The sequence below is a fragment of the Enterococcus ureilyticus genome (genome assembly GCF_001730315.1).
In the GTDB taxonomy this organism is placed as follows: Bacteria; Bacillota; Bacilli; order Lactobacillales; family Enterococcaceae; genus Enterococcus_L; species Enterococcus_L ureilyticus.
This window is the reverse complement of record NZ_MIKC01000002.1, coordinates 67,145-79,539: the sequence shown is the minus strand read 5'-3', so window position 1 is coordinate 79,539 and position 12,395 is coordinate 67,145. Positions and strand designations below refer to the sequence as shown.

Sequence of the window (12,395 nt, the reverse complement as noted above, 5' to 3'; positions counted from 1 at the left end):
GGTTTCGCTAAATTCATTGTTTATCCTCATTATAATGAAAAAAAGACTAGAACGAAAGTAGTATAAACGCATTTACACTAATTCATTCTACTCTTTTTCTTATCTAATCAAATCAACAGTGGGTTGTTCCATTAAATGTTTTACCTGTTTCCGTGTCGTTAACGGTACGTCCCCTTGGATCGTATGGGCTAAGACTCCATTAGCCGTAGCAAATTCTACTGTTTCCACTAATGACCACGATTCACTATAACCCAATAAAATTCCTGCGGCATAACCATCTCCTGCACCGATTCGATCTAAATTGATAATTTGACGTGGAGCGGCTTGAACATAGTTTTCCGCATCAAATAGGAAGCCAGTCAAATATCGTCTGTCACCTTCACCTTGGCGAATGGTTCCAGCAAAATGTTCAATCTGATATTTTGCCATAAACTGGCGGACAACTCTTTCAAATTGTTCAGAGACATCCAATGTTTGATCTAACTCCATGCCCAGTAAATCTGTTAAATCACGATGGCTACCAAAAACCACATCACAATAAGGTAGCATCTTTTCATATTGTTCTTGCATAAGCGAAACACCATGGGCTTCGTTCAAACTAGGACGAAAATTAAAATCAAAACAAACTTTTTTCCCTTTCTTATGCGCCTTTTCAGCTAATACAAGGGCTGCTTCTCGCGTTTTCTCCGTCAAACTTAACGAGATCCCACAAATATAAATTAAATCTATTTCCTCCAAAAAAGCGTCAAGATCATAATCAGAAGCACCACTGATCCCAAATGAACTATTTCGACGATTTTGATACGTCACCTGCGTTGGTCTTGGACCAAATCCCATTTCTGCAAAATAGGAACCAATATGATCCCCCAAACTGCCGATCCAGCAATCTTGAATACCTAATTGGCGAACACTGGCTTTGGCTGCTTCACCTAACCGATTATCTGGAAGGTTCGTCAGCAGACTTGTCTGAGTGCCGAAATGAGCAAGATTGCTTAAAATATTGACTCCTGTACCTGTAAAATCTAACCGTAATTCCTTCGTTTGCTCCAACATCAAATATTCTGGTGGTGTCAAACGCATCATTATTTCACCAAAGGCCGCAATTCTCATCTCGATCCCTGCCTACTTCCTAGCTTTACAAGCTAAGACTTCGGAAAAAAGATAAAAATTGCCTGAGGCTCAGTTTTTCTATTTTTTCCGAAGTCCTGAACGAGCATGTTCAGCTTTTATTTTTTCAACGTATTTTTGATCATACCTAGTAACGATTTAACATCTTCTGGTCTTGTGTCTCCTGTTTCTGAGTCAATGATCGAGCTATAAACATGGGGAATGATTTTTTTCACGCCAGCATCTACTGCGATCTGTACGATTTCTTCAAAGTTTTCTAAATCGATTCCACCAGTTGGCTCTAGGTAAAAATCATATTTTGCGCAAGCTTCAGCTACAGCTTTGTATTCTTCGATATGCGCTAAACCTTTCATCGGGAAAAATTTGATTGAGCTACCACCCATATCTTGCAATAAACGAATCGCGGTTTCGATCGTTACTTCACCAACTGGTGCTTGCGAACTTAATGGTCCTGTAGCAATATTGACGATCCCAACTTTACCTGTCGGCGACACCAAGCCGTTGACAACCGTTTCGTTTTGACCTAGTAAAGCACGTGAAGTGCCCACGCCTGTAAAGACTTGGTTAACATGTTGAGGTTGTAGTTCTTTGGACAGTCTTGAGACCATCTGGCTTTGATTCGGGTCCCCTGCACCTAGTCCAACAGATAAAGCATTATTCGTTTCATCAGCATATTTTTTCATCTCTTCGATTGCAGCTTCATCAGTCGCATAGTTTTTTGATAGTACCCCTAAAACAATATGCCCTTCTGCGGCTTCATAACAGTCTTTAGCATTCTCTACGGAATTCGCTAAAACATTTAAACAAATACGGTTTTCTAGATAGTTCGGTGTTAATGACATAATGTTTCACTCCTAATTTAGTATGACAGTTTTTAATGCATGATCGTTGTTAAACGGGTTACGATTTTATTCATTTCTTCTTCATTTACTGAACGAATATCAAATTCAATAATTCCATTATTTGCTTGGTACTCACGCGTATAGACTGCTGGACTTTCAGCTCTTAATTCTTGAATGACTTCTTTCGCTGATTTTGCACCCTTGACTTTAATACTGGCACGATAAATATCTCGCCCTGCACCATCTTTGACAATTTTAGCTTCAATATTTTGAATTGCGTTCAAAGCTGTAATAAAAGGTGCTAAACGAGCTTGCATCAGGGCCCCTGATTCACTCCCATTGTTCACATAATCTTCCACTGCTTGTGTAAATCCTAAAATATTATCTTTACCAATCTTCATAGCACGCCCAATCCCTTTACCTTGCAGACGGATCCATTCAATGTATTGTTTTTTGCCAATCACTAAACCAGCGCTCGGGCCTTCAATTGCTTTGGCACCGCTATAGATTACCAAATCAGCACCTGCTTCGCTGTATTTAACTAAGTCTTCTTCCGCTGCGGCATCAACAATCAATGGTATGTTGTGAGCTTTTGCTACAATTGCAGCCTCTACCACACTTAACATACTCTTTTGAACTGTGTGGTGACTTTTGATATACAAAAGGGCTGCAGTCTGATCTGTGATCATCATTTCAATATGTTCCGGTGTACACATATTTGCGTAACCAGCTTCAATCACTTGTCCGCCACCTTGTTCCACCATAACTTCAACCGGTGTCCCATAATCTACATTATGGCCCTTTGGCAAAATAATTTCACGTTTTGCGATTTTATCAGTATAAGGATGATAGGCATGATAAACAGATCCTTCACCAATCAAAGCGGCAACACTTTGAGCGATTCCCGCTGATGCACAAGAAACGATTTGGGCATCTTCAACCTTTAATAATTGTGCTAGATACGCACCAGTTTGAATACTTAATTCGCTCATTTCAAAAAAATGTTCTCCACCAAATTTTTGTGCAGCTAAAACAGTTTCAGAAACTTTTGACACACCTAAAATCGTCATTCTACCCGATGCATTGATCACTTCTTTTAAATTGAATTTTTCATAATTAATTGTCATAAACTGTTCCTCCAATAATGGTTTTTACAGGTTTGATCAATTCTGTTGCTTCTCTTTTAAATCCATTCGAATCAGTTAAAGTCTTTTGACCTGTTTCAATCGTAAAAATCGTAATATCAGCATCATAGCCTTCTTTTAAGTGACCTTTCGTCTCAAAATGGAAATTTCCAGCTGGAACTGATGTAACTTTTTCAATAATCTCAGGCCAATCATAGCCTACCACGCGTAATTTTTCCATCGTAGTTGACAAATCATGAACTGGACCTTTTTCTCGATTGCGGATATAAATATCTGTGCTGATCGAGGTTGCTTTCATGCCTTCTTTTAAAGCCGTTTCAGCAACCTCAAAATTGAAGCTGTCCGTTCCATGACCAATATCAAATACAATCCCTTTATCGTAAGCAGCCCAAGCAAAGTCTTTGATTTGACTAGTTGCTTGGTTTAAGATGCCATTTGGTTTGCCATTGAAACAATGAGTTAAAATATCGCCTTTTGACATATGGGCTAAAATTTCATCTAGCTTTGGCGGAGCTGAACCAATATGTATCATTAATGGTAATCCATTATTGGCTTTTTGAATTTTTTTCGCCATTTCTAACGGCCTGATCCCGTTGTCCCCAATCACCGTTTTACTCATACGAGCTTTGAACCCTACAACAAAATCTGGCATCTCAGTTAATGCCTTATGAACTAGTTCCTCTTTAACCTTACTCAGATCAGCCAATTCATCTTGTTCAACAATGCCCCATTTTGAGATATTCACTAGGGCATATACATTTGTTTTCGCTTTTTTCACTAAATCATAAAATTCATGGATATTCTCGGCCCCTGTAGTACCAGCATCTATGACGGTTGTTACACCTTTTTTAACACCAATTTCATCTGGAAAATCATAGTAAAGAGTCATTTTTTCAAAACAATGAACATGATCATCAATCCAGCCAGCGGATACATACGCATCACCGTTTAACTCGATCAATTCCTCACCCTTTTCATTGATTTCATCTGCAACTTTCACGATTTCCCCAGCGTTGATTGCTATTTCTATGGGCTGACCAGTAATGGTTTTCCCATTTTTAATGATCAAATCATAACTCATTTTATCCCCTACTTTTCTTTAAATCTAAATTTTGTCCAGGGCTTTACAAAATCCAACAACAACAATTCTTCTTCTGTGATTTGACCTACTTTATTTTTACGGTCATCTGAATGCGGTTGTAGAACAATTTGCAATTCATTTTTGTATTTCCCAAATGCATCATTTCCGATTACAATATCTCCGATTTGAAACTCTTTGGTATTATCATGAGCAGGATTAGCGTCATCGTTATATTTTTTACGAACTTCTGTTGAACGTACGACTTGATCTGTGATATCGCCGCGACGGAAGTGTTGCTCCTTTAATGTGATTATTTTTTCAACATCACTGGCTTCTTTGGTAAACTCAACTGTTAATTCCAATTGATAACGATTTAAACTGCCTAGTAACTCTAATTCTTCATCTGATGCGTAAGCATTCCCAATAATCACATCATCAATCAGACCTGTTGCAAATAAGTGTTTTGTTTGAATATCTACAGGTAAATGCCGATGCATCTCTAACGTAGGTAAGCCATCGTTGACATCCCAAGGGCCAATTTTACCTGCCTGGGAATTGATGAATGCTGCTGTGCGAATCCCATGTTTTTTAAAACGAACGCTACAACGCTCAAAGAAATCATACGGTAATGCTGTTCCTTCCTGAGGATAAAAATTGTGACAACCATAAAGAAATGGAACATTTGCTTCATAGGTCAAAATAGTATCAAGATAAGCAACATCATTACTCATGTTCAATTCAATCGCTAAATCAAATGGATTAAACGTCAATCTAGCTTCTTTATTTCCATCAAATCCAACATCTAACCGAATCCCATCAGCACCCATCTCATAAAAGAATGTTAGATCATCGTATGAAATCTGTAGTTCATCAAAAATAGTTGGTGCAACATCTAAAATCGTCTCATAGCCTAAACTTTTTGCATAAGAAATCAACGACTTGAACTTTTCCTTAACAACTTCTTTCCCTTGCGTTACTTCCAACATACTCATGAAGATTCGCGAAAAGCCACATTCACTAGCCTTTTTCAAATAGGCTTTATCTTTTTCTATCTCACTGTGATCCGGATACACGGATACGCCTAATACTCGTTTCATTCACTTTTCCCCCGCTCTAGATAGTCGAATTTATGTCTATACTTCCATAAAATGACTGAACTGCAAAAAATAGTGACCGATCCCACTAGGAATAATGGTTGTCCAATTAGAATGCCAACAATCAAATTATTTCCTCTTCACAATAACATGGTAATATTATAATGTAAACGATTTTCAAAAGAAAAAGTGCAATTTTGCCCTTTTTTTAACTAGGTAAATCTACTGGAAATAGTGCACCAAAGATCATCGCTCCTAAAATCGCACCACCAGCAATTGGTTTTTTCCAAACATAGAAAATTACAGCACCAATAATTGAGCCAATGCCTATTGGCGCAGACGCGCCACATGCACTAATAATAATCAATGGCCCTAAGAAACGACCAGAAGCATTCCCTGCCCCCATCATCACATCTGCACCAAACGTTGAATTTGACTGATTAATGGTAAATTTACGAATCATGATAATAATACCACCAATGATTAAGCCAAGTAGCATACCTGTTAATAATGAAAGACTAAAATTTTCAACTGGAGCTGTAATATCCATACTTAAAAAAATCGCAGGAACACCAATTCCAACACCCGTTAAAATCGCACCACCAATATCCAATATTCCAACTAGTGACCCCTCCAAAATACGAGCAAACAAGAAACTAGCACCAAAGGCAGCGGCAGCACCATATGAACCGCCATCCATTCCTGCTTTCAACATCGCTACGATGGCTACTTCATTAAAGGCCCCTACACCATGTTCAATATACATATGCGTTCCAGCGAATACACCAGCTGACAATAACCCAACTAAAATAGGAAATGACCAATCAGCAAACCAAAAATTCTTTTTTTCCAACTCTACTATTTCATCCATCCTGCTTCCTCACTTTCCATTTACTTATTTACCGATACTAAAAACATCATGCATATTTTGTAACCAACCTGGAATCTGTAAACGGAAACTTTCGATCATTTGTAAATCGAAGCCACGGAAAAATGCACTAAATACAAATAATAAAATAACAGCTGCCATCATACTTTTTGTTACTTTATTCCAGCCGATTTCATCGACACCTTTTCCAATCAAAATTCCTAAAACAACTCCTGGTACTGCGTTGCCCATAATCATCGTCGCAAGACCGCCGAATATTGTTGCCCAAAGACCAGAACGCTTACCAGCATCGATTGCTGCTAGCCAGAATAAAACAGGCATGACAGTGTTGATCAAAAGATTTGCTGCTGGCACTAAAACAGCTACCGCTGTTACCTGTAGTGATTCTGGAATTGCTGATGCTGTCGTATTCAAGAAAGCAACCACTACCATTCCGACAATTGCACCGGAGATCCCCATTTTTTTAGGGTTATGCATTGTTTCAGCAACATTTTTATTTTTGACTAATAAAGCCGCAGCAGCCCAGTTTGGAATCACACGATGATCTACATCTTGTGTAAATGCACCCGCACCAACAGTTGAAGCCCACGCATTAAAGAAGAAGCCTAATCCAAAAGAAAAATGACTGGCTGCATCTCCTTCACAAGCGTTCATTTCCCCTAAAGTTCTAAAAGCACCTAAACCTTGCGTACTTGGTGCATGAAACATTCTCGCGGCTCCTGCTCCTGCTGCAAACCCGACTAATCCTCCAATCAATAAAGATTTGAGTAAAACGACTACAACATCCATTTAATTTGCCTCCTTCTGTATTCTTTTTTTCTGCCCAAAAGGAATAGAAAGACCATTTGGATCAGCAACTTTTTTTTCTACAAATGAAATCGTCTCCATTTCAATCAAGGTAATCTCTACCTCGACATTCAGTAATACACGATAATCCGCTCGCTTTCGAGGTAAAAAGAAAAAGAAAAAACGTTCTGTATAGGTTTCTTGTTCTGCTTTGATAATTTGAATAGCTACAGGCTCGATCCGAACAATCACATCATCTTTTTCCTTCAATACACGATTATGGATTTGGTTCAATGCATTAGCAAAGGCTAGATTCTGTTCTTTGCCTGTACCTTCAACCTGAATAACTTGACGCTTTTTAGCCGTTACGTTTCCCATTGGTTTTCCTCCTCTTGTTTTAAAACTGAATCGTTTCTCTTCACGGTTTTAACAAATGAAAATAATGACTGCACTACTCCTTATTCAGTTCCCCCTCTTTTTCTGTGCGCTATGCTTTAATGATTAGCCATTCTTTTTTATATAGGCTTCAACAATTCGTTTCCCCAATTCTTCTTGATCCATAAAACCAAAACCTAAAACTGTTTTACCATCATTGATTGCCGTTACTCCTTCGTCGATTGAGCGCATTCCATGCCGCTCTTTATAGCCATACTTGGTCGCTGCTGTTAAAGCACCTGCACCACCACTACCACAAAATGAAATGCCTAAATCAGCATTTTCTAGTTGCATGACATCCCCTAAACGCATATCTGCTCCCATTCCTGGAACAACAATAGCTTTACCTCCAGCTGACTCTACCCCTTTTGCAACATTTTGCCCTTTACCTAAACGATCTGCGATTACTACTGTTATCATCTTAATTCCTCCTGATTTTTAAAAATATAAGCTTGAAAAGCTAGATAATTTAATTTAGTTCTTTTGTTCACTGTCTATTCTCTATTCTTCATTTTGTCTAGCGGCTTCAAAATGAATCGATAATACATACATTTCATCTTGAGGTAAATTGCCAATTAGTTGAACCACTTTATCAGCCATCCTCAGCGCTTCTTTCGATACTTCTTCAAACATTGCTGGATCGACCACAGCCATTTTTTCACCTGCTTTAGACCTTTTAATCATTTCATTTATATGATTGATCAAAATCGTCCATTGTAATTCAGTTGGTTGAATCTTTTGCGCCCTCAATAACCCATTAATTTTTTCTAGTGCCGCTTCTAATTCGACTTTATTAGGACTTTCATCAATTATTATTTGTGCCTCGTTACTTATTTTCATACATACTACTCCTCTCTTATATAATTCAATAAAGCAGTAATTTCTGCTTGATTAACCATTAAATCGTTTTTGGCAAAAATCTGCTCGATTTCTCCCACTAAGACTTGCTGCGCCAACAACGTTTCTTTTACAATGTTTCCTTCGTTTTCATACTGACCATCGAATGTGATTCGATGGACCATCAACATGACATGTAATAAAAACGCTTCTTTGTACTCTTGCGTCAGTTTGTCAGCAAATGCTTTCAATAACTCTTCATAGATCACATACGTTCGAACCAGAATATCGCGACTTTCTGCTTCGATTCCTTGTTTTTCTTTCACCTGCTGACGAGGAATCAGCCGAGGAACTTTACCGCTTTTCGTGTGTATTAAAATTTTGTTGACTTCTTCTTGAATACTATGAAGATCTGCTTCTGTAGGTAGTGGGTTAACTTTAACAAACGGGCGATTCAAGATTTCGATTGGGAAAATACTCAGAACTAAGTCTGGATTCTTTTCTTCTATTACATCTACTGCATTCAAAACTGAAGCAAATCCTGCGATGTCAACATTAGAGACTTCTTCAAGAATTTTTTGTTCAATCAAACTAGTCACACCTAAGCCTGTGGAACATACATAAACGATTCTTACTACATTGACCTCATGCAGATTTTTTTCATATGCCACTAAAAAGTGCAGTGCAATATAGGCGATAAATGAATCATTGATTAATAAGGCAGAACCTACGATATCACTTTGACTGGCAAGCTGGATCGCTGAAAATAACTGTGGATACTTCGCTTTGATGTCATCAACAAACGGATTATATTCATTTATAAATAGATGTTTCTTAGTCAAACGCAGAGATAGATGGGCAAACAGATTCGTAAATAATTGGCGGTCTCGATAAAAAGGAAAATCAATCTCTTGTGATACATCTTTAATTAACTCTTCTGTTAGTCCCACAATATCCTGCTGATTATTCGCAACAAATACATCACTATAAATATAAAAATACTCATCTGCTAAAAGCGGTAGGTCATAATGATCAAAAACTTGTTTCATCAATAAAAAGGGTAATTCCTGTTTTTGCTCCAATACTTTTTGATTGGTCAACATCTTATAGCCACCAACAGTATGATGGAGCTGCATTCTTGCCGCTGCGATGGCGACTCGTAATGTGATCGAAAGAATTTCAGCATAGTTGAATTGATCAAACAAAGATGGATCTAAAAGACGGGTCATTTCTTTCAAGGCAATTTGATAAATTTTTTGAAAAATCGTGTTGACTCCAACATGAACTTCTTGCATTTTCTTCTGCTGACCAGACTGGACAAAATAGCTCATGATTTGATAGATATCATATTCAGTTATTTCTTTTTGCGTGATATACTCCATCAACAAGCGAATTTTGCTTTCATTCCCTGTAATCGAAAATCCCTGACGACTCTGACGTTTTAACGCCAAGTTGTAGAGCTGAATTTGTTCTTCGACTCGATCTAAGTCACTGATGATCGTATTTCTACTGACTTGCAGCTCATCTGCCAACTCTTGTGAGGTCAAACACTTCGATGCTAATAATAGGCGAAAAATCAATTGATTGACTCGCAATTCTTGATCGGGATAGGTTTCGAATCGTTCAACTTCGATAATTTCATTTTTCAAGGTCAAACGTTCTGAATCTGGTATCTCCAACCATATGCCTTTATTACGGCGGGACTGCAGTAAAACATTTTGCTCTTTGAACCAAACACGTACATTATCTAAATCATATTTGATCGTCCGTACACTAACTTTGAATGTTTCAGCTAATTCCTTTGTCGTTACACTTTCTTCTAAATCCAAAAGCAGCAACAAGATTTTTATTTCCCGTTTTGATAAGTGCAGTGACATTTACTCACCAACTCTCTTTCCTTACACTTGAACTATAGCTTGATTTTTATAACACAACAACACAAAAAAGTTGCACTTACACAAGTGCAACTTTCTTAGTATACTATTCTTCTTCGCTGATTTAAATTCTCTTAACCGTTATTTTATTTTTCGTTCTATCAGATTTTTTGTTAGGAAATACAAGTTTTATTGTACTTTCTTCTTAGTGCAATTAGAGTTATCTATTATTAATTTTTTTGCACCAACACAGGATTTTTATAACTAGATCTCGCATGAACGTAAACAAGAGTTACAGGCATTAAACATCGCTATTCGTTCTGTTTCTCTTCACAGCAAAAAAGAAGACCGAAGTCTTCTTTTCGCCACAGTACTTATAAAAATAAATAGATAAAATCTTCTCCACAAAAATATTTATCCGACACGCCTACATCCGGTAGGTATGATTAAACATATGTGCCTCTGTTGTTTTGTCAATCACTAGCCGTCAAAACGGAACAGCCGAAACTGTCTGATTGAGTCAACTCGTCGCATGAGGATTACTTTAACACAGACAGCTTTTAATTGCAATGGCTTTTTCACTTTTCATCTTCTGTCAACCAAGTAGTATACAATTGATCTACTAAACGAACTGTATCCAGAGTCATTTTTTTAGTCATTACAGGACTTTCTAACAACTGTTTTTGTAAGCATTCATTCACATGCTCCACTTCAAATACAAATTCACTGTCAAACTCGCCAACTAGTTTTTCTTGACTGCCATCTTCATAATAAATAGTCGCATGTTGGCCTTTCCAAAAGTAAGGGATTTCTATACGGCCTTTTTCACCGTAGATCGTCATAACACTCGGGATGTCTATTTTTACTGAAATGAAAATAGAGGCTAACACTTGATTTTGAAACCTTAATCCCACATTTACTTGATCATCCGTCAATCCTTTTTTTCTGGTCACACTGCCATTGTACTCTTCAATTGATTGATCCAATAAAAACTGCATATATTGAATAGGATAACTTCCCGATCCGTGAAGTGCTCCCCCGCCAGCATCTAATGAGTGAAACCAGCTGATATGCTCTACATTAGGATACGTCGTCACTGATTGGAGCCAACGGATGGCACCAATTTTATTATCTTTGATGGTTTTTTTCACTTGTAAACTGATTGGTAAAAAGACTGACTTTTGGGCTTCCATCAAAAAGCACCCATTTTGTTCTGCTAATGCAAACAGTTTCTCTGCCTGAACTATTGAAAGCGTAAAAGGTTTTTCAACCAAAACATGTTTATGATGGCTCAAGGCCATTTTTGCTGCTTCGTAATGCCCTTTGTTATAGGTCGCAACATAAACAATTTCGATTTCATGATCCTGACATAATTCTTCATAGCTACCATACGCTTTGGGAATAGCCAACGCTTCCGCCATTTTCTCCGCTTTATCCAAACTTCTTGAAGCGATGGCAACAGCCTTTCCAGCTTTACTTTTTTTGATTCCTTCAACAAATCGGGGCACGATTTGTGCGGTACTTAAAATACCATAACGAATTTCCCTCATTCTGATCGACTCCTTTTGTTCCTACTATAGCTGTATATCTTGAAAAAGACAAAAAGATACTTTTATCACAATAGATCTCTACAGAAAAATAGTGACTAGGTCCTCTCTACGAGTGACAACCTAATCACTTAGATTCTTGATAAACAGTGTGAAAAGCCGATATTTTCAGTAAGTTCCTAAACGACTTTTCCCACAATCACTTACTCATGTTCCTTAAAAAAGCATATTCGCGAATTACTTGATCTGTTATCGTAATGCGTGCAATCCATTGTCTGCGAATATTTATGTATATCTTACCTATGTACTACTCCGGATTAACGAATCCCAATGCTTATTTTCAGTGCTTGGTTAACCTTTAGCATATCATCTTCCTGTAAGTGACATATCTTGTGAAGAATTCGCTCTTTATCTAACGTTCGGATTTGTTCAAGTAATACCAATGATGGCGTCATACGATCTTCATGTGGTATATCCACCTTAACCTGTGTTGGTTGCATTTTTTTATTCACGTTCCTAGTGATTGGCGCCACAATCAATGTTGGACTAAATAAGTTGCCCTTATTATTTTGAATAATCAAGACCGGTCTAATCCCCCCTTGTTCTGAACCAACAACTGGTGAAAGATTTGCATAAAAGATTTCTCCCCTTCTCATCATAATAGTTTATCACCCCTACCTAACAAAAAACTGTTTGTGTAAATTATATCATGCTTTTATAATAATATTTTTCAATAT

Annotated in this window: 13 protein-coding genes; all 13 read right to left on the bottom strand. The window is 37.6% G+C overall.

The annotated features are described in order from the left end of the window. Positions 1-99: 99 nt before the first annotated feature. Entirely contained in the window at positions 100-1,110 is a 1,011-nt protein-coding gene (locus BCR24_RS02095) for a sugar kinase (RefSeq protein WP_069638912.1), read from the bottom strand. A gap of 116 nt (positions 1,111-1,226) precedes the next feature. Continuing rightward, a complete protein-coding gene (gene dagF, locus BCR24_RS02090) occupies positions 1,227-1,970 on the bottom strand; it encodes a 2-dehydro-3-deoxy-phosphogluconate aldolase (protein ID WP_069638911.1) in 744 nt (247 codons plus the stop codon). 32 nt (positions 1,971-2,002) lie between these two features. Further along, complete coding sequence (locus BCR24_RS02085; RefSeq protein WP_069638910.1) at positions 2,003-3,097, bottom strand: DgaE family pyridoxal phosphate-dependent ammonia lyase; 1,095 nt, start codon at positions 3,095-3,097, stop codon at positions 2,003-2,005. After that, positions 3,087-4,196 (bottom strand): amidohydrolase/deacetylase family metallohydrolase, encoded by a 1,110-nt coding sequence (locus tag BCR24_RS02080; RefSeq protein WP_069638909.1) that lies wholly within the window; start codon positions 4,194-4,196, stop codon positions 3,087-3,089. Before BCR24_RS02080 ends, BCR24_RS02085 begins: the two co-directional genes overlap by 11 nt. A gap of 8 nt (positions 4,197-4,204) precedes the next feature. After that, positions 4,205-5,293, bottom strand: a complete 1,089-nt coding sequence (locus tag BCR24_RS02075; RefSeq protein ID WP_069638908.1) for a DUF871 domain-containing protein — start codon at positions 5,291-5,293, stop codon at positions 4,205-4,207. A 205-nt stretch (positions 5,294-5,498) separates the two neighbouring features. Then, the gene (locus tag BCR24_RS02070; RefSeq protein ID WP_069638907.1) at positions 5,499-6,161 is read right to left on the bottom strand and encodes a DUF4310 family protein; all 663 of its coding nucleotides are present in this window, start codon (positions 6,159-6,161) and stop codon (positions 5,499-5,501) included. Positions 6,162-6,185: 24 nt separating this feature from the next. Then, the gene (locus BCR24_RS02065) at positions 6,186-6,968 is read right to left on the bottom strand and encodes a DUF4311 domain-containing protein (protein ID WP_069638906.1); all 783 of its coding nucleotides are present in this window, start codon (positions 6,966-6,968) and stop codon (positions 6,186-6,188) included. Next, entirely contained in the window at positions 6,969-7,343 is a 375-nt protein-coding gene (locus tag BCR24_RS02060) for a DUF4312 family protein (protein WP_069638905.1), read from the bottom strand. Between the two features lie 123 nt (positions 7,344-7,466). Then, complete coding sequence (locus BCR24_RS02055; protein ID WP_069638904.1) at positions 7,467-7,820, bottom strand: glycine-rich SFCGS family protein; 354 nt, start codon at positions 7,818-7,820, stop codon at positions 7,467-7,469. Positions 7,821-7,901: 81 nt separating this feature from the next. Beyond that, on the bottom strand, positions 7,902-8,240 hold the full coding sequence (locus BCR24_RS02050) for a PRD domain-containing protein (RefSeq protein ID WP_069638903.1): 339 nt from the start codon (positions 8,238-8,240) through the stop codon (positions 7,902-7,904). A 5-nt stretch (positions 8,241-8,245) separates the two neighbouring features. Then, the gene (locus BCR24_RS02045; protein ID WP_069638902.1) at positions 8,246-10,114 is read right to left on the bottom strand and encodes a BglG family transcription antiterminator; all 1,869 of its coding nucleotides are present in this window, start codon (positions 10,112-10,114) and stop codon (positions 8,246-8,248) included. A 575-nt stretch (positions 10,115-10,689) separates the two neighbouring features. Further along, positions 10,690-11,661 (bottom strand): Gfo/Idh/MocA family protein, encoded by a 972-nt coding sequence (locus tag BCR24_RS02040; RefSeq protein ID WP_069638901.1) that lies wholly within the window; start codon positions 11,659-11,661, stop codon positions 10,690-10,692. Positions 11,662-11,975: 314 nt separating this feature from the next. After that, entirely contained in the window at positions 11,976-12,317 is a 342-nt protein-coding gene (locus BCR24_RS02035) for a type II toxin-antitoxin system PemK/MazF family toxin (protein ID WP_069638900.1), read from the bottom strand. Positions 12,318-12,395 lie beyond the last annotated feature (78 nt).